This window comes from Jiangella alba (genome assembly GCF_900106035.1).
GTDB classification, from domain to species: Bacteria; Actinomycetota; Actinomycetes; order Jiangellales; family Jiangellaceae; genus Jiangella; species Jiangella alba.
In genome coordinates, this window is sequence record NZ_FNUC01000004.1 from 173,422 (window position 1) to 197,537 (window position 24,116).

Consider the following 24,116-nt stretch of genomic DNA (forward strand, 5'->3'; position numbering starts at 1 on the left):
TCGTCGCTACGAGCTCGACGGCCGGTCGGCCGGCAGCCGGCACAGCGCCCGGGCCTGCGTGAGCACCTTCTGCTCGTCGACCTTGACGGTCAGTTCGAGCGCCACCAGGCCGTCGTCGCGGACGTCGGTGACGATGGCGGCCACGCGCACCGCGACGCCGGTGTCGTCGTCGGGGACGACCACCGGGCGGGCGAAGCGGACGCCGTACTCGACCACCGCGGCGGGGTCGCCCAGCCAGTCGGTGAGCAGCCGGCCGGCCAGCCCCATGGTCAGCAGACCGTGGGCGATGACCCCCGGCAGCCCGACGGACTTGGCCACCCGCTCGTTCCAGTGGATCGGGTTGAAGTCGCCGGACGCACCGGCGTACCGGACCAGGTTCTCGCGGGTGATCCAGTACGTCTGGTCGGCGACGACGTCGCCGACGGCCAGCTGCTCGGTCACCCGCTCAGTCACTGGCTCCTCCGTCGGAGTCCTCGGGGCGCACCAGCAGCGTGGCCTCGGACAGGCAGACGTCGGTGCCGTCGGCGTCCTGGACCTCGGTGCGGATCTTCAGCAGGTCGTTGCCGGCGACGGCGCGGACGCCGTCGAGCCGCGTGGTCGCCTCGACCCGGCTGCCCACCGGCAGCGACCGGGAGTAGGTGAAGCGCTGGTCGACGTGTACGACCCGGGCGAACTCGATACCGAGGTCCTTCATCAGCAGGTCGAAGCCGTTCATCACGATGATCATCACGAAGGTGGGCGGCGCGACGACATCGTCGTGCCCGTAGCCGCGCGCGGCTGCGGTGTCGACGTACGCCGGGTTCGCGTCGCCGATGGCCTCCGCGAACTCGCGAATCTTCTCCCGGCTCACTTCGTAGATCTGGGGAGGGTAGACCCGTCCGACGACCGAAGGATCAATGGGCATGCGTTGAACTTACCGTCACCAGAGCCGGGCTCCGACGGGAGACCCTGGCCACGAGCCGGACGCGAACGCGTCAGCGGGTCTCGCGGTGGACGGTGTGGGTGCGGCAGCGCGGGCAGAACTTCTTCAAGTCGAGCCGGTCGGGGTCGTTGCGCCGGTTCTTCTTGGTGATGTAGTTGCGCTCCTTGCACTCCGTGCAGGCCATGGTGATCTTGGGACGGATGTCAGCGCTCTTGGCGGCCACGGGTGCCTCTTTCGGGGACGTCTGGATCGTCGGAACCGTGCAAGGGTACCCGACCTGGTCGTGTCGCACCCAATCGTGCGGGTGTGACGGCCGGGCTGGTGGTAGCGGGGGCGGGATTCGAACCCGCGACACAACGATTATGAGCCGTTTGCTCTAACCACCTGAGCTACCCCGCCGAGGGGAGTCGGCGCCGCGCAAACGGCGCAGCCTCACCAGAGCCCCAATACGGAATCGAACCGTAGACCTTCTCCTTACCATGGAGACGCTCTGCCGACTGAGCTATTGGGGCGTGCGCCAGTTGAGGGTACACAACCTGGGGCCGTGGTGCGAAATCGGCCGTTCGGCTGCGGAGTTCACGTCCCGAACCGGCGGGCCGGGACGTGCACTCACTGTCCTCGAGAGGCGTGGCAGGTGCAGGATTCGAACCTGCGTAGGCTGTGCCGGCTGATTTACAGTCAGCTCCCTTTGGCCGCTCGGGCAACCTGCCGGGTGGTTCCCCGCCATTGGCTGGGACCGGTGAGAGAATACATCAGTGCGGAGGGCGCCGGACAATCGGTTCGGGCTCGAGAGATCCAGAAGGAGCCGTCGTGGCTAGCGAGTCGTCGTTCGACGTGGTGAGCAAGGTCGACCGGCAGGAGGTGGACAACGCGCTGAACCAGGCCTCGAAGGAGATCGCGCAGCGGTTCGACTTCCGTGGCACCGGCGCCTCGATCCGCTGGCAGGGCGAACTGGGCGTCGAGATGGAGGCGTCCGCCGAAGACCGCGTCAACGCCGTGCTCGACGTCTTCAAGGACAAGCTGATCAAGCGCAAGGTCTCACTGAAGGCGCTCGACGCCGGCGAGCCGCGCGCGTCCGGCACCGTCTACAAGATCAACGCCACCCTGCAGGACGGCCTCGACCAGGACCAGGTGAAGAAGATCACCAAGGCCATCCGCGACGACGCGCCCAAGGGCGTCAAGACCCAGGTGCAGGGCGACGAGGTGCGGGTCTCGTCGAAGAGCAAGAACGACCTGCAGACCGTCATGGCCATGCTGCGCGAGCAGGACTTCGACTTCGCCGTCCAGTTCACGAACTACCGCTGACGGGTCGGCCGGCTGCTAGCCTGCGGGAGGCCATGCGAGAGAACGAGGAGGTGGTACCCGTGAACGCAGTATCGACATGGGTGCTCCCCTCCGGGGTCACGGCCGGGCGATAGGTCGTCCGGGAGCGCCGTTCACGAGCCTCCCGAAAGGCACGACCATGCGATTCACGTCGGAACAACGCCTCGACGACGCCGTCCTCGAACGCGAGTTCACACTCGGCGAGATCCCCGGCATCCTGTGGACGCCCGCGGCGGCGTCCGCGCCGGCCCCGCTGATCCTGCTCGGCCACCCCGGCGGGCTGCGTCAGATGTACCCGCGGCTGGTGGGCCGCGCCCGGCACTGCGCGGCGCTGGGATTCGCCGCGGCCACCATCGAGCTCCCCGGGGGCGGCGACCGGCCCCGTTTCGCCGCCGCCGAGCAGGCCCGCGCCGACCTGCGGCGAGCGGTGCGCGCCGGTGAGCCGGTCGACGACGAGATCGTCGACCGGCTCGTCCTCCCGCTGGTCGACCAGGCGGTCCCGGAGTGGCGGGCCACCCTCGACGCGCTCCTCGCGCTGCCCGGGATCGGCGGGCCGGTCGGGTTCGCGGGCGGGGTGATCGCCATCGGCGTCCGGCTGGCGGTGGTCGAGCCGCGCATCTCGGCCGCCGTGCTGTTCGCCGGGAGCTACGTGCCCCGCGTCATCGTCGAGGAGGCCCGGCAGGTCACCATTCCGCTGCTGGTCCTGCTGCAGTGGGACGACGAAGGCAACGACCGGCAGCAGGCGCTGGACCTGTTCGACGCCTTCGGCAGCGAGGAGAAGACGCTGCACGCGAACATGGGCGGGCACACCGGCGTCCCGTCGCACGAGGGCGACGCCGGCGACCGGTTCTTCGTCAGGCACCTGACGTGACGCGGCCGTTCGCGCGGACTTCGGCCGTGCGCCGGGCGGCGTTCACGACGGCGTCGCGTCGTCGTCGCAGGGCGCGGTTGTGATCGGCGAATGAGAACTCCACTCGCGCGTTCCGTCGCGGCCGCCGTCGCCGCGACCCTGCTGCTCCCGGCAGCCGCGGCCGCCGGAGAACACGAGCCGCCCGGGCGCGGCTCCGTCACGCACCCCGTCCTCGAGGGCCGCGCCACGCTGTCGGCCGACCACCTGGCCGAAGGGCCGCCGTCGGGCGCCCTGGCGTCACCGGCGAACGGGCGCCAGGGCCCGTGGGACGGCCAGGTCATCCCGGGCTTCTCGGCCATGGTCGACAACGGCGACGGGACGTTCTGGGCGCAGCCCGACAACGGGTTCGGCTCGAAGGGCAACTCGGCGGACTTCCTGCTGCGCAACTACCTCGTGCGGCCGGACTGGAACACCGGCGACGGCGACTCGGGGCAGATCGAGGTCGAGCGGTTCGTCCAGTACAACGACCGCGACCACGTGCTCGACTTCCCGATCGTCCACGAGAACACCGCGGACCGGCTGCTCACCGGCGCCGACTTCGACATCGAGTCGCTGGTCCGGGCGAAGGACGGCACGTTCTGGGTGGGCGAGGAGTTCGGCCCGTTCCTCCTGCACTTCGCCGCCGACGGCACGCTGCTGGAGCCGCCGGTCCCGCTGCCCGGCGGGCTGAAGTCGCCGCAGAGCCCGTACCTCGCGCCGGGCGAGACGCCGCTGGTGCGGTCCAGCCGCGGGTTCGAGGCGATGGCCGCCTCGCCCGACGGCCGGTACCTCTACCCGATCGTCGAGGGCGCGTACGTCGACGACCCCGACCAGCGCCGCCGCGAGATCCACGAGTTCGACACCCGCCGCGGCAGCTACACCGGCCGGACCTGGAGCTACCAGACGCACCAGGAGGCCAACGTCATCGGTGACGCGTTCACCATCAGCCGCGGGAAGTTCTGGATCATCGAGCGCGACGACTTCGAGGGTGACCAGTCGGTCGTCAAGCGCGTCTACGAGATCGACCTCAACCGCCGCGACCGCGACGGCTACGTGCGCAAGACGCTGATCCTCGACGCGCTGCGCATCGACAACCCGCTGGGCATCGACGCCGGCGAGGGCTACGGGCTGGGCGACACGTACGCGCTGCCGGTGCAGTCGTTCGAGACCGTGCTGCGGCTGAAGGACGGCCGCATGCTGATCGGCAACGACAACAACTACCCGGGCAACGACGCGCGCGTCACCGGCACCCCCGACGACACCGAGCTGGCCATCGTCGACCTGCGCCCGGCCCGGCCATCCGACGACGGCGTCGCGGTCGTCGGGCACCGCGGCGCGTCGGGCTACCGGCCGGAGCACACGCTGGCGTCGTACGAGACCGCGATCCTGCAGTGCGCCGACTACATCGAGCCCGACCTCGTCTCGACGAAGGACGGCGTGCTGGTGGCCCGGCACGAGAACGAGATCGGCGGCACCACCGACGTCGCGGCCCACCCGGAGTTCGCCGGGCGCCGCACCACCAAGGTGATCGACGGCGTCAACGTCACCGGCTGGTTCACCGAGGACTTCACCCTCGCCGAGCTGCGCACGCTGCGGGCGAAGGAGCGCATCCCGGCGACCCGTCCGGCCAACACCGCGTTCGACGGGCTCTACCAGATCCCGACGCTGGACGAGGTGCTCGACCTCGCCCGCACCTCCCGCACCTGCGACGGGGAGCCGGTCGGCGTCTACCCGGAGACGAAGCACCCGACGTACTTCGACTCGATCGGGCTGTCGTTGGAGGAGCCGCTGGTCGCGCAGCTGCGGGCGAACGGGATGGACCACCGGAACGCGCCGGTCATCCTGCAGTCGTTCGAGACCGGCAACCTGAAGGAGCTGGACCGCATGACCGACGTGCCGCTGGCCCAGCTGATCAGCTCCAGCGGCGCCCCGTACGACCTCGTCGCCGCCGGCGACCCGCGCACCTACGCCGACCTCGCGACGGCGGCCGGGCTGCGCGCGATCGCCCGCTACGCCGACGGCGTCGGCCTGGAGAAGAACGTCATGATCCCGCGCACCGCCTCGGGCACGCTGGGCCAGCCGACCCCCGTCATCCGCGACGCGCACCGGGCCGGGCTCGAGGTGCACGGCTGGACCTTCCGCCGGGAGAACCAGTTCCTGCCGGCCGAGTTCCGCTCGTCCGCCGACCCCAACGCCGTCGGCGACGTCGAGGGTGAGATCCGGGTGTTCCTGGAGGCCGGCATGGACGGCTTCTTCACCGACAACCCCGACCTCGGTTCCGCCGCCGCCGAGGAGTTCCGGGACTGACGGCTGATGGCCGGCGGTCTGCTGGGGCTACTGCGCCAGTAGACCGCCAGCCATCGTTCGACGGGTCAGCGCAGGCCGCCGTCGACGTCCAGGGTGACGCCGGTCGTGTAACTGCTCTCCAGCAGGAACACCGCCCCGTGGGCCGCCTCGGCCGCGGTCCCGATGCGGCCCAGCGTGGCCTCGCGCCCGGCCATGGCCACGTACTCGCGCCGGGCGTCGTCGGGCATCGGCTCGCCGCCGCCCAGGGTGTCGATGCGGCCGGGCGACAGCGCGTTGATCCGCACCGGCGCCGCCTCGACGGCCAGCGCCTTCACCAGACCCTCGATGGCGCCGTTGACGGCGGCGAACGCCGACAGGCCGACGGCCGGCTTGCGGTAGAGGAAGCCGGAGAACAGCAGCACGGAGCCGTCGGACGGCAGTCGCGGCAGGACCGCGCGCACCGCGCGGTACTGCCCCCAGAACTTGGTCTCGAAGAGGTCGCGGACGGCGTCCTCGGGCACGTCCGCGAACGGACCGGCCACGCCGCCGGCGGCCGCGGTCACGAGGTGGTCCAGCGGCCCGGCCTGCTCCAGCGCGGAGTCCAGCGCGGCGCCGTCGCTCACGTCGGCCACCAGGTACGAGGCCCGGGGCCCCAGGTCCGCCGCCGCCTCCTTCAGGCGGGCCTCCGTCCGGCCGATCAGCGTCACCGTTCCGCCCCGCCCGACCACCTCGGCGGCGATGGCGGCGCCGATGCCGCCGCTGCCTCCGGTGATCGCGACCCGCTTGCCCGCCAGCGTCATGCGCCGTCTCCCTCGCTCGGATGGATGCTCCGAGCGCTTCAGCGGCGGTAGCCGGCCCGTTGTTCCAGCCGGGCGACCCGTTCGGCCATCGGGGGGTGGGAGGCGAACAGCTTGGCGATGCCGGTCTGCTGCAGCGGGCTGGCGATCATCAGGTGACTGGTGGCGACGATGTCGCGCTCGGGCGGCAGCACCAGCCGCCGGGTGCTGGCGTCGAGCTTGCGCAGCGCGGCGGCGAGGCCGAGCGGGTCGCCGGTGATGCGGCTGGCCTCGGCGTCGGCCTCGTACTCGCGGGACGGGGTGACGGTGGCGCGGACGACGGCGGCGGCGAGCGGGCCGAGCACCGTCAGCAGCGCCCGCCCCACCGGCCCGGCCCGGCCACCGACGACCATGACGATGCTGGCGACGGCGCCCGCGGTGGACGAGACGACGGTGTCGCCGCGGCGGACGTGCGCCAGTTCGTGCCCGATGACGGCGCGCAGCTCGCGCTCGTCGAGGAGGTCGAGGATGCCCTCGGTGCAGCAGACGGCGGCGTGGGCGGGGTCGCGGCCGGTGGCGAAGGCGTTCACGGCGCGGGTGGGGCTGACGTACAGGCGCGGCATCGGCACCCGCGCCCGTGCCGTCAGTTCCCGCACCACGCGGTGCAGCACGGGCTGCTCGGCCTCGCTGACGGGGTAGGCGCGCATGGCCCGCAGCGCGATGGCGTCGGAACGCAGCACCACGTAGCAGTTCAGCCCCACGACCACGACCGCCGCCACGAACAGGCCGGCCGGACCCAGCCACGAGCCGGCCAGCAGGGCCAGACCCGACAGCCCCGCCAGCAGCAGCACGGCCTTCACACGATTGCGTTGCACGTCCACCTCTCGGCGCCCGTCACCACGAGCACGACGCCCCTCGGGGTGAACGCGCGGTGGACCGGCCGGGTTCCGGCGCGCTCAGCAGCAGCGTTGCTGAGGCGACCGGTCGCGGTCGTCCTGCCGGCGACGCTCGAACTCGCGCCTCGACAGCACCTCGGCCCCCGCGTCGTGCCGGCGACTGTGCTCGACATAGCGATCGTAGGCGGTCTCCCCGCTGACCTCACGCAGGTACCACCACACGCCCGCGGCCGCACGTCCGACGGCGCCCAGCACGGCGGTCACCGGTCACCGTCCCGGTCGCCGCGCGCCGCGGCCGCCATCAGCTCGCGTTCGGCCCGGGTCGGGATCAGCCCAGACGGCGCCACCAGCGTCGACCGCACGTACGGCGCCTCGGTGCTGGTGGCGGCCGACGGGTTGCGCAGCGCCTTGACGCACACCCGGGTGGCGTCGGCGATGATGATCACGACCAGCAGCGCGAAGAACGCCGCCAGCACGCCGTCGACCGTGGAGTTCGTCACCACCTGCTCCATGTCGTCCAGCGACCGTGCCGGTGGCAGCACCTCGCCGTTGTCCAGCGCCTCGGAGAACCGGTCACGCTGGGCGAAGAACCCGAGCGTGGGGTCGTCGGAGAACACCTTCTGCCAGCTGGCCGTCAGCGTGACCGCGGCGTCCCAGGCCAGCGGGATGCCCGTCACCCACGCCCACTTCAGCCGCCCCGACTTGATCAGGATCGTCGTGGCGACGGTCAGCGCGATGGCGGCGAGCAGCTGGTTGGCGATGCCGAACAGCGGGAACAGCTGGTTGATGCCGCCGAGCGGGTCGGTGACCCCGGCGTACAGGAAGTACCCCCACGCCGCGACGACGACCGCGCTGGTCAGCCACAGCCCCGGCTTCCACGACACGTCGCGCATCGGCTTCCACACGTTGCCCAGGGTGTCCTGCAGCATGAACCGCCCGACCCGGGTGCCGGCGTCGACCGTCGTCAGGATGAACAGCGCCTCGAACATGATCGCGAAGTGGTACCAGAACGCCTGCCCGCCGGCGCCGAACCCGTCGGAGAAGATCTGCGACATGCCGACGGCGAGCGTGGGCGCGCCGCCGGTGCGGGCCACCAGCGTCGACTCCTCGACGGACGCGGCCGCGGCGGCCAGTTGGTCGGGCGTGATCGAGAACCCGAGACTGGCGACGGCCTGTGACGCCGACTCCAGTGAGTCACCGAGGAAGCCGGCCGGCGCGTTCATCGCGTAGTAGAGACCAGGGTCGATGACCGACGCGGCGATGAGCGCGCTGATGGCGACGAACGACTCCATCAGCATGCCGCCGTAGCCGATCATCCGGACCTGCGACTCCTTCTCGATCAGCTTCGGCGTGGTGCCGGAGGCGATCAGCGCGTGGAAGCCGGAGAGCGCGCCGCAGGCGATGGTGATAAACACGAACGGGAACAGCGAGCCGGCGAAGACCGGGCCGTCGCCGCGGGACGCGAAGTCGGTGATCGCCTCGTTCTGCAGCATCGGCCGGGCCAGCAGCAGCCCGACGGCGAGCAGGATGATCGTCCCGATCTTCATGAACGTCGACAGGTAGTCGCGCGGCGCCAGCAGCATCCACACCGGCAGCACCGACGCGACGAAGCCGTAGATGATCAGCGCCCACACCAGCGTCTCGGGCGACAGCGTGAAGGTGTCGGCCCAGTTGGAGTCCTGGACCCAGCCGCCGCCGACGATCGCCAGCAACAGCAGCCCGACGCCGATGATGCTGGTCTCGATCACCCGGCCGGGCCGCAGCGAGCGCAGGTAGAACCCCATGAACAGCGCGATCGGGATGGTCATCGCGATCGAGAAGGTGCCCCACGCCGAGTGCGCCAGCGCGTTGACGACCACCAGCGCCAGCACGGCGAGCAGGATGATCATGATCGTGAAGACGCCGACCAGCGCCGCCACACCGCCGACGACGCCGATCTCCTCGCGCGCCATCTGGCCCAGGCTCTTGCCATTGCGCCGCATCGAGAAGAACAGCACGACCATGTCCTGCACGGCGCCGGCGAAAATCACCCCTACGACGATCCAGAGGGTGCCGGGCAGATAGCCCATCTGCGCGGCGAGCACCGGGCCGACGAGCGGGCCGGCGCCGGCGATGGCGGCGAAGTGGTGACCGAACAGCACCCGCCGGTCGGTCGGCTGGTAGTCGGTGTCGTTGCGCAGCGTCTCGGCCGGCGTCGCGCGGGCGTCGTCGGCCTTCAGCACGCGGCGGGCGATGAACCGGGCGTAGAAGCGGTAGGCGATGGCGTACGAGCCCAGGGCGGCTGCCAGCAGCCACAGCGCCGAGATCTCCTCGTCGCGGGTCAGCGCGACGACACCCCAGGCGATGGCGCCCACGACGGCGACCAGCGTCCAGATCACGATCGATCTGAGCGGAGGACGGCGCCGGGGCTGGGTGGGCTCGGTGCGGACGGTGTCGACCATTGACGACCTCCGAACTGATCCGGGTCCTGCGATGGTGACCGTAGAGATTACGCTCAGATGTCCTCTCGGTCGAGAGCCGCCGGGGACGTGTCATCTCTCACGCTTCGGACGCTGGGACGGCTCCTGTGAAAAGTCGCCGTAGCATGGATGGTCGGGATTCGAGCCGGGACACCCCGGGACCGACCGTCTGAAGGAGGCGTCGACACCGGTGACGGTGAAGCACGTACGCGAGCTCGACCGTGTGGTGATCCGATTTGCTGGCGACTCCGGTGACGGCATGCAGCTCACCGGAGACCGGTTCACCGCCGAGACCGCCTCCTTCGGGAACGATCTCTCCACACTGCCGAACTTCCCGGCCGAGATCCGGGCGCCCGCCGGCACGCTCCCCGGCGTCTCCAGCTTCCAGCTGCACTTCGCCAACTACGACATCCTCACGCCGGGCGACGCGCCCGACGTGCTGGTGGCGATGAACCCGGCGGCGCTCAAGGCCAACCTGCCCGACGTCCCCAAGGGCGCCACGATCATCGTCGACACCGGCGACTTCACGCCGCGGGCGCTGAAGAAGATCGGCTGGACCACCAACCCGCTCGAGGACAACACCCTCAGCGCCTACAAGGTGCACGCGCTCGACCTCTCCGGCATCACCATGGAGGCGCTGGCGCCGTTCGACCTGTCCCGCAAGGACGCCTCGCGCTCGAAGAACATGTTCGCGCTGGGGCTGCTGTCCTGGATGTACGGACGGTCCATCGACGGCACCGTGTCGTTCCTGCGAGAGAAGTTCGCCAGCCGCGAGACCATCCGCGACGCCAACATCGCCGCACTCAAGGCGGGCTGGAACTACGGCGAGACCACCGAGGACTTCGCGGTCTCGTACCAGGTCAAGCCGGCCGCCATGCCGGCCGGCACGTACCGGAACATCACCGGCAACCTGGCGCTGTCGTACGGCCTCATCGCGGCCGCGCGGCAGTCCGGCCTGCCGCTGTTCCTGGGCTCGTACCCCATCACCCCGGCGTCGGACATCCTGCACGAGCTGTCCAAGCACAAGCGGTTCGGCGTGCGCACGTTCCAGGCCGAGGACGAGGTCGCGGCCATCGGCGCCGCGCTGGGCGCGTCGTTCGGCGGCGCCCTCGGCGTCACGACGACCTCCGGCCCCGGCGTCGCACTGAAGGGCGAGACCGTCGGCCTGGCGGTGTCGCTGGAGCTGCCGCTGGTCATCGTCGACGTGCAGCGCGGCGGGCCGTCGACCGGCCTGCCCACGAAGACCGAGCAGGCCGACCTCCTGCAGGTGCTGTACGGCCGCAACGGCGAGTCACCGGTGCCGGTGGTGGCGGCGTCGTCGCCGTCCGACTGCTTCCACGCCGCCATCGAGGCCGTGCGCATCGCCGTCACGTACCGCACGCCGGTGTTCCTGCTCTCCGACGGCTACCTCGCCAACGGCTCCGAGCCCTGGCACGTGCCCGACGTCGAGTCGCTGCCGACCATCCACCCGAACTTCGCCACCGAGCTCAACCACGACGGCGAGGGCGAGCGCGACTTCTGGCCGTACCTGCGCGACCCCGAGACGCTGGCCCGGCCGTGGGCCGTGCCCGGCACGCCCGGGCTCGAGCACCGCATCGGCGGCATCGAGAAGCTCGACGGTCCCGGCACCATCTCGTACGACCCCAACAACCACGACCGCATGGTGCGGCTGCGCCAGGCGAAGGTCGACGGCATCGCCGGCGTTCACGACCTCGACGTCGAGGACCCCAGCGGCGCGGCCCGGCTGCTCGTGCTCGGCTGGGGGTCGACGTACGGGCCCATCGGCGCGGCGGTGCGGCGGGCCCGCAAGGCCGGCCACCAGGTGGCCCAGGCGCACCTGCGCCACCTCAACCCGATGCCCGCCAACACCGGCGACGTGCTGCGGTCCTACGACCGCGTGCTCGTGCCGGAGATGAACCTCGGGCAGCTCGCCCTGCTGCTGCGCGGCAAGTACCTCGTCGACGTCGTCGGGTACAACCAGGTCCGCGGGCTGCCGTTCAAGGCCGAAGAGCTGGCCGACGTGATCATGGAGGAGGTGGGTGCGCTGTGACCGCACCCGTCGAACTGGGCCTGCCCGGCCTCGCCGGGGTGCCCACCACTGACGTCAAGCAGACGAAGAAGGACTTCACCAGCGACCAGGAGGTCCGCTGGTGCCCCGGCTGCGGCGACTACGCCGTGCTGGCGGCCGTCCAGGGCTTCCTGCCCGACCTCGGTCTGGCCCGCGAGAACATCGTCTTCGTCTCCGGCATCGGCTGCTCCTCGCGCTTCCCGTACTACATGAACACCTACGGGATGCACTCGATCCACGGCCGCGCGCCGGCCATCGCGACCGGCCTCGCCGCGTCGCGTCCCGACCTCTCCGTCTGGGTCATCACCGGCGACGGCGACGCGCTGTCGATCGGTGGCAATCACCTGATCCACGCCCTGCGGCGCAACGTCAACCTGACGATCCTGCTGTTCAACAACCGCATCTACGGGCTGACGAAGGGCCAGTACTCGCCCACCAGCGAGCAGGGCAAGGTCACCAAGTCGACGCCCATGGGGTCGCTGGAGGCGCCGTTCAACCCGGTGTCGCTGGCGCTGGGCGCCGAGGCCACGTTCGTCGCCCGGACCATCGACTCCGACCGCAAGCACCTCACGTCGGTGCTGTCGGCCGCGGCAGCGCATCGCGGCACGTCGCTGGTCGAGATCTACCAGAACTGCAACATCTTCAACGACGGCGCGTTCGAGATCCTGAAGAACCGCGAGAGCAGCGACGAAGTGCTCATCCGGCTGGCGCACGGCGAGCCGGTGCGCTTCGGCGCCGACGGCCAGCAGGGCGTCCGCCGCAACCCGTCGACCGGTTCGCTGGAGGTGTGCGCGGGCGACGCCCCCGGCGTCATCGTCCACGACGCCACGGCCGACGACCCCACCCAGGCGTTCGCGCTGTCCCGGCTGGCCGACCCCGGCACGCTGGCCCGCAGCCCCATCGGCATCTTCCGCCAGGTCGATCGGCCGGCGTACGGCGACCTCATGGCCGAGCAGCTGGACGAGGCCGCGGCCAAGCAGGGCGAGGGCGACCTCCAGTCGCTGCTGCGCGGCAAGGACGCCTGGACGGTCGGCTGAGCCGGCCCGTCCCGCAAGGCGGCTCAGCCGGCCCACTCGGCCCGGCGGCAGAGCCGGCCCGTTTCCGCGAAGCGGCAGAGCCGACCCGTTTCGCGAGGCGGCAGAGCCGGCTCGTTTCGCGGGGTACGGCAGACCCCTCCCGGCCCGGGTGGGGCCCACCCTACGGGCGGGCACCGACAAGCGCGCGTCTCGCGTCATGAGCCAACCGTGCAGTGGTTGCTGGCAGCCCACTAGCATGCGCTGGTGAGCACCTCTCGGCCCGGCCTGCTGTACGGCGTTGGCGCGTACGCACTCTGGGGTGTCTTCCCGCTCTACATCAAGCTGCTGGAAGACACCGGCGCGGTGGAGATCCTGTCGCATCGGGTCGTATGGTCGCTCGTCCTCGTGCTCGGCCTGCTCGCCGTCGGGCGCAACCTCGGCAAGCTGCGGACCCTCGGGCGGCGCTCGTACGGGCTGCTGACGCTGGCGGCGCTGCTGATCTGCATCAACTGGGGCGTCTACATCTGGGGCGTCAACAACGACCACATCGTCGAGACGTCGCTCGGCTACTTCATCAACCCGCTGGTGACGGTGGTGCTCGGCGTGCTCGTCTTCGGCGAGCGGCTGCGGCGGCTGCAGTGGGCGGCGCTCGGCCTGGCCGGTGTCGCCGTCATCGTCCTCACCGTCGACTACGGGCGGCCGCCGTGGATCGCGCTGACCCTCGCGTTCTCGTTCGGCACCTACGGCCTGGTGAAGAAGAAGGCCGGCGTCGACGCCGTCGAGAGCCTGGCGGTCGAGACCGCGGTGCTGTTCCTGCCGGCGCTGGGCTACCTGGTGCTGCTGGCGGCGCGCGGCACCGGCGACTTCGGCACGGCCGGCTGGGGCATGACGCTGCTGCTGGCCGGCTGCGGGGTGGTGACGGCCGTCCCGCTGCTGTTCTTCGGCGCGGCCGCCGTGCGGGTGCCGTTGACGACGCTGGGAACGCTGCAGTACCTGACGCCGAGCCTGCAGTTCCTGCTCGGGGTCGCGGTCTACGGCGAGACGGTGCCGCCGGTGCGGTGGTTCGGGTTCGCGCTCATCTGGACGGCGCTCGTCGTCCTCACCGCCGAGGTGCTGGTGCGGCGACGGCGGGAGCGGCGGGCGGCGCTGGATCGGCTGGTGCTGGACCCGGCGGCCGCTGCGTGATCGGTCTCGGGTTGGCCGGGCGCCCGTTCGCTGGGGTTCGCCGCGTTCCGCCTGCCCCCTGCTGCTCTCGATTGTCGGGGGCGCGGGAGGCCGCCTCAAGCGGACCTCGTGCTAGGGCGCTTCGCGCGACGGAGGACCGCTTGACCCGGCCGCCCGCGCCCCCGTGAAAGCAGCGTCAGGTGGCCGGCCGAAAGATGGGCCCGGCTCCCCTGATCGCGGTGCCTTCTTCTCCGCTGGCCGCTCACGGTCGTGGGTGGGTGTCCGGCCACCGACTCCACGGCTGGTCCGGTCCGCTGGCCGCCGCCAGGCCCGCTTCCCCTAGCCGTCTGCCGCGTGTCGGCGGTAGGCCGACCCCTCCCGGCCCGGGTGGGGCGACAACGTCGCGCCGCCATCTAGCGGCGTCGGCCGCTGCTGAGGATGCCGATACGGACGGTCGACGAGCGGGCCGATGGACCGGGCGTGAACATGCCATGATCATCCACCTTTTGGGCTGCCTGAACGACCAAGAAGGTGGATGACATCCGCCAACAGGCCGTGCGCCCGGTCAGGTGTCGCCGTCGGCGGGCTGGTCGGGCGCGACGAAGGTGCCCTTGCCGTGCACCGTCAGGATGCGGCCGCGCTCGCGCAGCTCCACCATGGCCCGCCGCACGGTGAGGTAGGCGACGCCGTACTCGACGGCGAGTTCGCGCTCGGGCGTGAGCCGCGCGCCGGGCTGGAGCTCGCCGGCGTCGATGCGGGCGGCGACGTGGTCGGCGATGGCGACGTACAGCAGTTCGTGGCCCTGCGGCCGGAACTCCGGTACGTCACCCATGCGCTCCACGATAGAAGCTCTGCTGACCTGCACAAAGACGCTGAGCTATACAAAGGTCTACAGTGCCACCTAAAGTCATCACATGCGCGACGAGACCTACACCGGGTGGCTGTTGTGGAGCCGCCCGCCGGCCCGGCTCCTGGACGAGATCGTCATCACCGACCAGGACGGCCACACCATCACCAACCGCCCGCTCCCCTACGGCACCGTCGGCACCCGCGGCTGGGACGTGACGCTGCGGCGGCTCGGCTTCGAACGCCTCGGCGGCTGGATGCCGGCGACCGGCGGGTACGTGTGCCGCATCCAGCGCATCCCGCCGCCGCCGGCGGGGGTGCTGGCGCGGACGGCATGACCGCCGCCATCGCCTCGGCACGGCCGAACACCGCTACCCCGGCCGGCTCGTCCCCACGCGCAGCACGCCCAGCACGGCAGCTACGAGCAGGGGTGGCTGCCTAGGACATGCGGGTGACGACGGTGTCGCAGAGGGCGTGCAGGGCGGCGCGGGCCGGAAGGTCCGGTAGCGCCGCCAGCGACGCCCGGGCGTCGTCGGCCCAGCGGCGGACGTCGGCGGAGGCCTCGGCCATGGCGGGGTGGGCCCGCAGCAGCTCGAGCGCCTCCGCATGGTCGGCGTCGTCGACCACGGGGCCGGAGATCAGCGACAGCAGCCGCTCGTCGCCCGGCCGGGCGGCCCGGCGGGCGTAGAGGACAGGCAGGGTGGCGACGCCCTCGCGGAGGTCGGTGCCGGGCGTCTTGCCGGACAGCCGCTCGGAGCCGGCGATGTCGAGGAGGTCGTCGGCGAGCTGGAAGGCCATGCCGATGCGCTCGCCGAACTGGCCCAGCACCTCGACCTGCGACGGGTCGACGCCGGCGTGCAGGGCGCCCAGGCGGGTGGACGCGGCGATGAGAGAGGCCGTCTTGTCGGAAAGCACGGAGAGGTAGTGCGCGACGGCGTCTTCACCTTCGCGCGGTCCGAGCGTCTCGTGCAGCTGGCCGTGCACCAGGCGCTGGAACGTGCGCGCCTGGATGCGCACCGACTCGGGACCGAGGTCGGCCAGCAGGTCGGAGGCGCAGGCGAAGAGGTAGTCGCCGGTGAGGATGGCGACGCTGTTGCCCCACCGCGCGTTCGCGCTCTCAGCACCGCGCCGCAGCTGCGCTTCGTCCATGACGTCGTCGTGGTAGAGGGTGCCGACGTGGGTCAGCTCGACCACGACGGCGGCCGGCACGACCTTCGGCGCGTCGATGTCGCCGAAGCCGGCCGCCAGCAGCGTGAGCATGGGCCGGAACCGCTTGCCGCCGGCCTGCGCGAGATGCCGCGAACTCTCGCTGAGCATGGCGTCGTCGGTCTTCACCGCCGCCAGCAGCCGCGCCTCGACGTCGTCGAGGGCGGCGCTGATGGACGCCTCGAGTGCACCGTCGACGGACGGTATGCCCAGACCGCTGCTCAAACCCCGGCCCCTCCCTCAAAGCCGGGCGCGTTCACCCAGCAGGAGCATCCACTCTAACGAACGAAGATGGACGCCTGCTGCGCCAGGTCCAGCAGCGGACCGGGCACGATGCCCAGCAGCAGCGTCGCCGCCGCGCCCACGGTGATGCCGACGGCCGTCCACAGGCTCGGCACCGCGACGGTCGGGCCCTCCGGCGCGGGGTCGCTGAAGAACATCAGCACGATCACCCGCACGTAGAAGAACGCCGCCACGGCGCTGGCGATGACGCCGACCACGACCAGCGGCGCCGCGCCGCCGTCGATGGCCGCCGTGAACACCGTCAGCTTGCCGACGAAGCCGCTGGTGAGCGGGATCCCGGCGAAGGCCAGCAGGAACAGCGCGAACGTCGCCGCCAGCACCGGCGAGCGCCGGCCCAGCCCGGCCCACTTGGCCAGGTGAGTGGCCTCGCCGCCGGAGTCGCGGACCAGCGTGACGACGGCGAACGCACCGAGCGTCGAGATGCCGTAGGTGGCCAGGTAGAACAGGATCGCCGCAGTGGCCGACGAGTCGGCCGCCACCATCGCGGTCAGCACGAAGCCGGCGTGCGCGATGGACGAGTAGGCCAGCATCCGCTTGATGTCGGTCTGCGTCAGGGCGACGATGGCGCCCACCAGCATGGTGGCGATCGCGACGGCCCACAGCATCGGCTGCCAGTCGGTGCGCAGCCCGCCGAACGCGACGTAGAACAGCCGCACCAGCGCGCCGAACGCGGCCAGCTTGGTGCACGCCGCCATGAACCCGGTGATGGGCGTCGGCGCGCCCTGGTAGACGTCGGGCGTCCACGAGTGGAACGGCACCGCACCGACCTTGAACAGCAGGCCCACGGCCATCAGTCCGACGCCGGCCAGCAGGATGCCGTCCTGGCCGACGTTCGCCGTCAGCGCCTCGGAGATCTCACCGAAGCGCAGCGTGCCGGCGTAGCCGTACACGAACGCCATGCCGAACAGGAAGATCGCCGACGAGAACGCACCGAGCAGGAAGTACTTGAGCGCCGCCTCCTGCGAGAGCAGCCGGCGCCGGCGGGCCATGCCGCACAGCAGGTACAGCGGCAGCGACATGACCTCGAGCGCGATGAACAGCATCAGCAGGTCGTTGGCGGCCGGGAACAGCAGCATGCCGCCGACGGCGAACAGCGCCAGCGGGTAGACCTCGGTCTGCAGCCGCCGCTCGCGGACGAGCACCCGCTCGTCCTCGCTGCCAGGCAGCGACGCCGCGGCGGGGGCGAACGCGTCGCCGCCGGCCTCGAGTCGCCGCTCGGCGAAGAACCCCACGCTGATGATGGCCAGCACGAGGATGGTGCCCTGCAGGAACAGCGCCGGGCCGTCGATGGCGACCGCGCCGACCGCGGCGACCATGTCGGTGCCGGCCAGCAGCATCACCTGGACCAGCGCGGCCACCAGCGCGAGCAGCGCCAGCCCGACCTGGATCGGGTGCCGCAGCTTCCGCGGGACGAACGCCTCGATCAGGACGCCGACGACGGCGGCGCCGAAGATCGTGATGAGCGGCGCCAGCTCCGCGTACTCGATGGTCGGGGCGTTCACCGGCCAGTCCCTTCCTCGACGTGTTCAGCGACGGGAGCCAGCGGCTCGGGTTGGTCGACGTCGACCTCGACGAGCGTCGGCTGGACGGCCTCGTCGATCGCGTCGGTGAGCGGCTTCGGGAAGAACCCGACCACCAGCAGCAGCGCCAGCAGCGGGGCGACGACGGCGACCTCGCGGGTGCGCAGGTCGGGCATGCCCTCGACCGCCGGACGCACCGGGCCGGTCATGGTGCGCTGGTAGAGCCACAGGATGTAGAGCGCGGACAGCACGATGCCGAGCGTCGCGATGATCGCCGCCGGCCGGTACCGCAGGAACGTCCCGGAGATGACCAGGAACTCCGACAGGAACGTCGACAGCGGCGGCAACGCCAGCCCGGACAGCCCGGCGAACAGGAACACGCCGGCCAGCTTCGGCGCCGGCTTCTGCACGCCGCCGAAGTCGTCGACCTGCCGCGACCCGCGCCGGCTGATGAGGAAGCCGACGACGACGAACAGCGCGATGGTCGAGAGGCCGTGGTTGACCATGTAGAACGTCGCGCCGGTCGCGGCCTGGCCGGTCAGCGCGAAGATGCCCAGCACGATGAAGCCGAAGTGCGAGATCGACGTGTAGCCGATCAGCCGCTTCATGTCGGTCTGGCCGATGGCCAGCAGGGCGCCGTAGATGATGCTGATGACGGCCAGCACGACGATGACCGGTGCGGCCTCGCGCGACGCGTCCGGGAACAGCGGCAGCACCAGCGCGATCATGCCGTAGGTGCCGACCTTGTCGGCGACGCCGGACAGGAACGCCGCGTTCGCCGGTGTCGCCTCGGCGGCGGCGTCGGGCAGCCAGGTGTGGAACGGCCACAGCGGCGCCTTGATCGCGAACGCCAGCATGAACCCGATGAACAGCCACCACTGGGTGGTGGTGTCGATGTCCAGCGCGACGAGGTCGGGCAGGTAGAACGACGGGTTGCCGGCGTCGACGGACTGCACGTACAGCCCGATGACGGCGGCCAGCATGGCCAGCCCGCCGACCAGGTTGTACAGCAGGAACTTCACCGCGGCGTAGCGGCGCTGCGGGCCGCCGTACATGCCGATCATGAAGTACAGCGGGATCAGCATCGCCTCGAAGACGACGTAGAACAGCAGCACGTCCTGCGAGAGGAACGCGGTCAGCGTCAGCGCCTCGACCGACAGCAGCAGCGCGAAGAACGCCTTCGGGTCGCGCTTCTCCTCCTCGGCCTCGTGCCACATGGCCAGCGCGACGATCGGCGTCGCCAGCACCGTCAGCGCGACCAGCGCGAGGCTGATGCCGTGGATGTCCAGCGCCCACGAGGCCCCGAGCTCGGGGATCCACTCGTAGGTCTCCGACTCGACGCCCATGTCGACGTCGAACAGGAACTGGATGCTGATCAGCGCGCCGACGACCAGCGTCAGCAGCGCGAAACCGGTCGCGACCTGCTTGGCGAGCGTGCCCCGCCCGGACGGCACCAGGGCGGTGAGCACCGCCCCGAGCGCCGGCAGCGCGATGAGCGTGGTCAACCAGGGAAAGGTCACGGAAGCCTCACCAACAGCATGGCCAGCACGACGACGCCGACGCCGCCGAGCATCGTCACGGCATAGGAACGGACGAAACCGGTCTGCCAGCGCCGCATGCGGGCCGACAGGCCGCCGACGGCGGTGGCGGTGCCGACCACGGCGCCGTCGACGCCGCGGTTCTCGAAGTAGACCAGCGAGCGGGTCAGGTACTGGCCCGGCCGCATGAACACCGCCTCGTTGAACGCGTCGCCGTAGAGGTCGTTGCGGGCGGCGACGGTGATCGCGTTGCCGGCCGGGACGTCCTCGCGGACCGTGCGGCGCCCGAACATCGCCCAGGCGACCGCGACACCGACGACGACGGTGGCCAGCGTGATGGTGATCAGCAGCCAGAGCGGCATCGGGAGGTCGTGGTGCGCCTCACCGGTGACCGGCGCGAGCCAGTCGACGATGCCGGCGCCGAGGTACAGCAGCCCGAACCCGCCGACGACCGAGAGCGCGCCGAGCACCCAGAGCGGCCCGGTCATGACCGGCGGCGACTCGTGCGGCGGCTCGCTCTGCTTCCAGCGGCGGTTGCCGAAGAACGTCATCAGCATGAGGCGGGTCATGTAGAACGCGGTGATGCCGGCGCCGATCAGCGTGGCGAGGCCGGTGATCCAGTTGTCCGCGAACGCCGCCTCGATGATCTTGTCCTTGGAGAAGTACCCGGCGAACGGCGGGATGCCGATGATGGCGAGGTAGCCCATGGCGAACGTGAGGAACGTGGCCGGCATGAGGATGCGCAACCCGCCGTAGCGGCGCATGTTCACCTCGTCGTTCATGCCGTGCATCACCGAGCCGGCGCCGAGGAACATGTTGGCCTTGAAGAAGCCGTGCGTCAGCAGGTGGAAGATCGCGAACGCGTACCCGGCCGGGCCGAGCCCCGCCGCGAGCACCATGTAGCCGATCTGGCTCATGGTCGAGCCGGCCAGCGCCTTCTTGATGTCGTCCTTGGCGCAACCGATGATCGCACCCATCAGCAGCGTGATCGCGCCGATGACGACGACGGCGGTGCGCGCGTCGGGGGCGAGGTCGTAGATCGCGGCGGACCGGACGATCAGGTAGACGCCGGCGGTCACCATGGTGGCGGCGTGGATCAGCGCCGACACCGGGGTCGGGCCCTCCATCGCGTCCAGCAGCCAGGACTGCAGCGGGAACTGCGCCGACTTGCCGCAGGCGCCGAGCAGCAGGAACAGGCCGATGGCGGTGAGCCAGCCGGTCTCGGCGCCCTCGGCCGAGGCGAACACCACGTCGAAGGCCGTCGAGCCGAAGACGAGGATCATCGACGACATCGCGAGGACCATGCCCATGTCGCCGACGCGGTTGACGACGAACGCCTTCTTGGCCGCGACCGATGCCGAGTCCTTGTGCTGCCAGAACCCGATCAGCAGGTACGACGCCAGGCCGACGCCCTCCCAGCCGATGAACAGCACCAGGTAGTCCGACGCCAGCACCAGCAGCAGCATCGCCGCGACGAACAGGTTCAGGTAGCCGAAGAACCGGCGCCGCCGCTCGTCGTGCTCCATGTAGCCGATGGAGTAGATGTGGATCAGCGACCCGACACCGGTGATCAGCAGCACGAACGAGATCGACAGCTGGTCCAGCAGCAGGCTGACGTCGACGCTGTAGCCGCCGGCGTTGACGTACTCCCAGAGCTGGACGGTGAACGCGCGGCCGTCGGACGGCTCGCCGACCATCGCGAAGAACAGCACCAGGCCCATGACGAACGAGGCGATCGACGCCGCGCAGCCGATGAGGTGGCCGACCTTGTCGGTGCGCCGCCCGCCGAGCAGCAGGATCGCGGCGCCCAGCAGCGGGAACGCGATCAGCAGCCAGGTGAGGTCGAAGACGCCGGTCGCGGCGGTGGCCACCTGGCCGCCGCCGTGCCCGCCCTCGGTGGCGACAGCCGTCGCCAGCGCGCTGAGTGTGGAAGTCACTGGTTCCTCACGCCCGTCAGAGCTTCAGCAGGCTGGCGTCGTCGACCGACGCGGACCTGCGAGTTCGGAAGATCGTCACGATGATCGCCAGCCCGACGACGACCTCGGCCGCCGCCACGACCATGACGAAGAACGCCACGATCTGGCCGTCGATGTTGCCGTGCATCCGGGCGAAGGTGACGAACGCCAGGTTGGCCGCGTTGAGCATGAGCTCCACGGACATGAAGGCCACCAGCGCGTTGCGCCGGATGAGCACGCCGGCGGCGCCGATCGAGAACAGGATGATCGACAGCACCAGGTAGTTGGTCGGGTTCATGCGCGCTCACCTCCGGATGCGTCGTCGTCGGTACCGGACTCGCCCACCGGCTCGTCGGCGTCGCCCTCGGCCGCCGCCTCGATGTCGCCCGGCGTCGGGTGGTGCCGGAACTCGTCGGTGGAGCGAGCGGCGCCGCGGGCGACCAGCACCCGGTTGACGGAGTCCTCGCTGGGCGTGCCGTCGGGCAGCAGCGCCGGGGTGTCGACGGCGTTGTGCCGCGCGTACACGCCGGGGACGGGGAGGCCGGCGGCCTCGCCGGGCGCCCCCTCGGTGAACCGCTTGATCGACAGTTCCTTCTGCGTCGCGCGGGGCTGGGTCCGCTCGCGGTGGGTCAGCGTCATGGCGCCGACGGCGGCCGTGATCAGCAGCGCGGCCACGACCTCGAAGGCCCACACGTAGGTGCCGAAGATCGCGTCGGCGATGGCCGGGACGTTGCCGTCCGGCGTGGCCTGCGCGAGCCCGGCCGGCTCCTCCGGCAGCGTCGCCCGGATGGTGACGCCGGCCAGCAGCAGCACGACACCGGCGACGGCGAGCGTCGCCGCGACTCGCTGGCCGCGGATGGTCTCGACCTTGGAGTCGGAGGAGTCGATGCCGACCAGCATGATCACGAACAGGAACAGCATCATGATCGCGCCGGTGTACACGACGATCTGCACGACGCCGAGGAACGGCGCCTCCTGCGCGATGTAGAACAGCGCCAGGGAGATCATCGTGACGGCCAGGCTCAGCGCGCCGTGCACGGCCTTGCGGGAGAACACCAGGCCGAGCGCGCCGAGCACGGCGACCGGCGCCATGATCCAGAACAGGGCTGCCTCGCCCATCAGGCCCCCTCACCGCTGGAGCGGCCGAGGCCCGCGCCGAGGTAGTAGTCGCGCTCGTCGTCGCCGAGCCGCATCGGGTGCGGCGGCTCCTCCATGCCCGGCAGCAGCGGCGCGAGCAGGTCCTTCTTCTCGTAGATGAGGCTCTCGCGGGTGTGGTCGGCCAGCTCGTACTCGTTGGTCATCGTCAGCGCGCGGGTCGGGCACGCCTCGATGCACAGCCCGCAGAGGATGCAGCGCAGGTAGTTGATCTGGTAGACGCGGCCGTACCGCTCGCCCGGCGAGAAGCGCTCGTCCTCGGTGTTGGAGGCGCCCTCGACGTAGATGGCGTCGGCCGGGCAGGCCCAGGCGCACAGCTCGCAGCCGACGCACTTCTCCAGCCCGTCGGGGTGCCGGTTCAGCTGGTGCCGACCGTGGAAGCGCGGCGCCACCGGATGCGGCTGCTCCGGGTACTGCTCGGTGACCGGCTTGCGGAACATGGTCCGGAACGTGACTCCGAAGCCCGCCACCGGGTCGAGGAACTTAGGCACGACTGCTCTCCTCGGTACGGTCGTCAGTCTGGGTGGTGGCCGCGGGGATGCGCGCCGCCACGAACTCCTGGCCCGGCATCGGCGGCACCGGGTGGCCGCCGGCGAACGCGTCGAACTCCGGCGGCTCGGCCGGCTCAGGCTCGGCCGGCACCTTCTTCTCCGGGATCAGCAGGCTGCCGATCAGCAGCACCGCCACGGCGATGCCGCCGTACAGGAGGATCTGGTTGCGCTCGACGCCCTCGTTGAACGCCAGCCGCATGCCGGCCACCGCGACGATCCAGACCAGCGAGATCGGCAGCAGCACCTTCCAGCAGAAGTGCATGAACTGGTCGTACCTGAGCCGTGGCAGTGTGCCGCGCAGCCAGATGAAGATGAAGATCAGCAGGATGACCTTGCCGAGGAACCACAGCATGGGCCACCAGCCGGTGTTGAACATGCCGTCGTTGATCGCCGAGATCGGCCACGGCGCCCGCCAGCCGCCCAGGAACAGCGTCGTGGCGATGGCCGAGACGTTGACCATGTTGAAGTACTCGGCCTGGAAGAACATCGCGTACTTGAACGACGAGTACTCGGTGCCCCAGCCGGCCACCAGCTCGCCCTCGGCCTCCGGGAGGTCGAACGGCGCCCGGTTCGTCTCGCCCACCATCGAGATGAGGTAGATGAGGAACGACGGCAGCAGGATGATGCCGTACCAGAGCCGTTCCTGCTCCTCGACGATGCCCGACGTCGACATGGTGCCGGCGAACAGGAAGACGCCGACGAACGACAGCCCCATGACCAGCTCGTACGAGATGACCTGGGCGGTCGAGCGCAGGCCGCCGAGCAGCGGGTACGTCGAGCCGCTGGACCAGCCGGCCAGCATCAGGCCGTAGACGCCGACGGACGCGATGGCCAGCGTGAACAGCACCGCGACCGGGAGGTCGGTGAGCTGCAGCCGGGTCTCGTGCCCGAAGATCGAGACCTCCGGGCCCATCGGGATGACCGCGAGGATCAGGAACGACGGCACCAGCGCCACGATCGGCGCGAGGACGTAGACGACCTTGTCGGCCGCCTTCGGGATGATGTCCTCCTTGAACATCAGCTTGGTGCCGTCGGCGAGGCTCTGCAGCCAGCCACCCGGGCCGGTGCGGTTCGGGCCGAGGCGGTGCTGCATGCGTGCCACGACCTTGCGCTCGAAGACGATGTTGAACAGCGTCAGCAGGATCAGCAGCACGAAGATCGCCACGACCTTGATGGCGATGATCCACCACGGGTCGTTCCCGAAGCCGGGGACCTCGTTGGCGGTCGTCTCAGCGGCGATCGC

23 protein-coding genes and 3 tRNA genes are annotated in these 24,116 nt (G+C 70.7%); 7 read left to right on the top strand and 19 right to left on the bottom strand.

From position 1 onward, the window contains the following. Positions 1–6: 6 nt before the first annotated feature. The 6 genes from BLV02_RS18570 to BLV02_RS18595 form a co-directional block, all read right to left on the bottom strand. Entirely contained in the window at positions 7–453 is a 447-nt protein-coding gene (locus tag BLV02_RS18570; RefSeq protein ID WP_069114868.1) for a MaoC family dehydratase, read from the bottom strand. Then, positions 446–904, bottom strand: a complete 459-nt coding sequence (locus BLV02_RS18575; RefSeq protein ID WP_083289207.1) for a MaoC family dehydratase N-terminal domain-containing protein — start codon at positions 902–904, stop codon at positions 446–448. The genes BLV02_RS18570 and BLV02_RS18575 overlap by 8 nt, the downstream gene beginning before the upstream one ends. Positions 905–974: 70 nt before the next feature. Further along, complete coding sequence (gene rpmG, locus BLV02_RS18580) at positions 975–1,145, bottom strand: 50S ribosomal protein L33 (RefSeq protein WP_026877526.1); 171 nt, start codon at positions 1,143–1,145, stop codon at positions 975–977. 99 nt (positions 1,146–1,244) lie between these two features. After that, positions 1,245–1,321: transfer RNA gene (locus tag BLV02_RS18585), tRNA-Met, on the bottom strand. 40 nt (positions 1,322–1,361) lie between these two features. Continuing rightward, positions 1,362–1,434: transfer RNA gene (locus tag BLV02_RS18590), tRNA-Thr, on the bottom strand. A 116-nt stretch (positions 1,435–1,550) separates the two neighbouring features. Continuing rightward, positions 1,551–1,632, bottom strand: a tRNA-Tyr gene (locus BLV02_RS18595). 100 nt (positions 1,633–1,732) lie between these two features. Here BLV02_RS18595 and BLV02_RS18600 point away from each other — a divergent pair. From BLV02_RS18600 to BLV02_RS18610, 3 genes are all read left to right on the top strand, one after another. Next, on the top strand, positions 1,733–2,227 hold the full coding sequence (locus BLV02_RS18600; RefSeq protein ID WP_069114869.1) for a YajQ family cyclic di-GMP-binding protein: 495 nt from the start codon (positions 1,733–1,735) through the stop codon (positions 2,225–2,227). 157 nt (positions 2,228–2,384) lie between these two features. Beyond that, positions 2,385–3,116 carry a dienelactone hydrolase family protein gene (locus BLV02_RS18605; protein ID WP_069114870.1) on the top strand — a complete coding sequence of 244 codons (732 nt, stop codon included), beginning with the start codon at positions 2,385–2,387 and terminating at the stop codon, positions 3,114–3,116. Positions 3,117–3,206: 90 nt separating this feature from the next. Beyond that, positions 3,207–5,441 carry an esterase-like activity of phytase family protein gene (locus tag BLV02_RS18610; RefSeq protein ID WP_069114871.1) on the top strand — a complete coding sequence of 745 codons (2,235 nt, stop codon included), beginning with the start codon at positions 3,207–3,209 and terminating at the stop codon, positions 5,439–5,441. Positions 5,442–5,506: 65 nt separating this feature from the next. Here the strand turns inward: BLV02_RS18610 and BLV02_RS18615 are convergent, their stop codons facing one another. From BLV02_RS18615 to BLV02_RS18630, 4 genes are all read right to left on the bottom strand, one after another. After that, positions 5,507–6,220 carry an SDR family oxidoreductase gene (locus tag BLV02_RS18615; RefSeq protein WP_069114872.1) on the bottom strand — a complete coding sequence of 238 codons (714 nt, stop codon included), beginning with the start codon at positions 6,218–6,220 and terminating at the stop codon, positions 5,507–5,509. 38 nt (positions 6,221–6,258) lie between these two features. Continuing rightward, positions 6,259–7,077, bottom strand: coding sequence for a M48 family metalloprotease (locus tag BLV02_RS18620; protein WP_069114873.1), 819 nt, complete (start codon positions 7,075–7,077; stop codon positions 6,259–6,261). Between the two features lie 75 nt (positions 7,078–7,152). Next, positions 7,153–7,356 carry a YbdD/YjiX family protein gene (locus tag BLV02_RS18625; RefSeq protein WP_069114874.1) on the bottom strand — a complete coding sequence of 68 codons (204 nt, stop codon included), beginning with the start codon at positions 7,354–7,356 and terminating at the stop codon, positions 7,153–7,155. Continuing rightward, entirely contained in the window at positions 7,353–9,533 is a 2,181-nt protein-coding gene (locus BLV02_RS18630; RefSeq protein WP_069114875.1) for a carbon starvation CstA family protein, read from the bottom strand. Before BLV02_RS18630 ends, BLV02_RS18625 begins: the two co-directional genes overlap by 4 nt. A 277-nt stretch (positions 9,534–9,810) precedes the next feature. Between BLV02_RS18630 and BLV02_RS18635 the strand changes: the two genes are divergently transcribed. The 3 genes from BLV02_RS18635 to rarD all read left to right on the top strand — a co-directional run bounded on the left by BLV02_RS18635 (position 9,811) and on the right by rarD (position 13,820). Continuing rightward, on the top strand, positions 9,811–11,601 hold the full coding sequence (locus BLV02_RS18635) for a 2-oxoacid:acceptor oxidoreductase subunit alpha (RefSeq protein WP_141711869.1): 1,791 nt from the start codon (positions 9,811–9,813) through the stop codon (positions 11,599–11,601). A gap of 14 nt (positions 11,602–11,615) precedes the next feature. Next, positions 11,616–12,656, top strand: a complete 1,041-nt coding sequence (locus BLV02_RS18640; RefSeq protein ID WP_069114939.1) for a 2-oxoacid:ferredoxin oxidoreductase subunit beta — start codon at positions 11,616–11,618, stop codon at positions 12,654–12,656. Positions 12,657–12,899: 243 nt separating this feature from the next. Continuing rightward, positions 12,900–13,820, top strand: a complete 921-nt coding sequence (rarD, locus tag BLV02_RS18645) for an EamA family transporter RarD (RefSeq protein WP_069114877.1) — start codon at positions 12,900–12,902, stop codon at positions 13,818–13,820. A 544-nt stretch (positions 13,821–14,364) separates the two neighbouring features. Here rarD and BLV02_RS18650 read toward each other — a convergent pair. Then, positions 14,365–14,631 carry a GntR family transcriptional regulator gene (locus BLV02_RS18650; protein ID WP_069114878.1) on the bottom strand — a complete coding sequence of 89 codons (267 nt, stop codon included), beginning with the start codon at positions 14,629–14,631 and terminating at the stop codon, positions 14,365–14,367. 82 nt (positions 14,632–14,713) lie between these two features. On the opposite strand from BLV02_RS18650, the gene BLV02_RS18655 reads away from it, so the two are divergent. After that, positions 14,714–14,983 carry a hypothetical protein gene (locus BLV02_RS18655; RefSeq protein WP_069114879.1) on the top strand — a complete coding sequence of 90 codons (270 nt, stop codon included), beginning with the start codon at positions 14,714–14,716 and terminating at the stop codon, positions 14,981–14,983. Between the two features lie 100 nt (positions 14,984–15,083). On the opposite strand, the gene BLV02_RS18660 is transcribed toward BLV02_RS18655, so the two are convergent. From BLV02_RS18660 to nuoH, 8 genes are all read right to left on the bottom strand, one after another. Then, entirely contained in the window at positions 15,084–16,076 is a 993-nt protein-coding gene (locus tag BLV02_RS18660) for a polyprenyl synthetase family protein (protein WP_069114880.1), read from the bottom strand. Between the two features lie 53 nt (positions 16,077–16,129). Continuing rightward, positions 16,130–17,656, bottom strand: coding sequence for an NADH-quinone oxidoreductase subunit NuoN (gene nuoN, locus BLV02_RS18665; protein WP_069114881.1), 1,527 nt, complete (start codon positions 17,654–17,656; stop codon positions 16,130–16,132). Next, complete coding sequence (locus tag BLV02_RS18670; RefSeq protein ID WP_216094582.1) at positions 17,653–19,179, bottom strand: NADH-quinone oxidoreductase subunit M; 1,527 nt, start codon at positions 19,177–19,179, stop codon at positions 17,653–17,655. Before BLV02_RS18670 ends, nuoN begins: the two co-directional genes overlap by 4 nt. Positions 19,180–19,190: 11 nt before the next feature. Then, positions 19,191–21,083 (bottom strand): NADH-quinone oxidoreductase subunit L, encoded by a 1,893-nt coding sequence (gene nuoL, locus BLV02_RS18675; protein ID WP_069114940.1) that lies wholly within the window; start codon positions 21,081–21,083, stop codon positions 19,191–19,193. An 82-nt stretch (positions 21,084–21,165) separates the two neighbouring features. Continuing rightward, positions 21,166–21,465: an NADH-quinone oxidoreductase subunit NuoK gene (gene nuoK / locus BLV02_RS18680; RefSeq protein WP_069114883.1), complete on the bottom strand. Its 300-nt coding sequence runs from the start codon at positions 21,463–21,465 to the stop codon at positions 21,166–21,168. Then, positions 21,462–22,286, bottom strand: coding sequence for an NADH-quinone oxidoreductase subunit J (locus BLV02_RS18685; RefSeq protein WP_069114884.1), 825 nt, complete (start codon positions 22,284–22,286; stop codon positions 21,462–21,464). The genes nuoK and BLV02_RS18685 overlap by 4 nt, the downstream gene beginning before the upstream one ends. Beyond that, a complete protein-coding gene (gene nuoI, locus BLV02_RS18690) occupies positions 22,286–22,813 on the bottom strand; it encodes an NADH-quinone oxidoreductase subunit NuoI (RefSeq protein WP_069114885.1) in 528 nt (175 codons plus the stop codon). Before nuoI ends, BLV02_RS18685 begins: the two co-directional genes overlap by 1 nt. Then, the gene (nuoH, locus tag BLV02_RS18695) at positions 22,806–24,113 is read right to left on the bottom strand and encodes an NADH-quinone oxidoreductase subunit NuoH (RefSeq protein WP_141711872.1); all 1,308 of its coding nucleotides are present in this window, start codon (positions 24,111–24,113) and stop codon (positions 22,806–22,808) included. Before nuoH ends, nuoI begins: the two co-directional genes overlap by 8 nt. Positions 24,114–24,116: the final 3 nt, after the last annotated feature.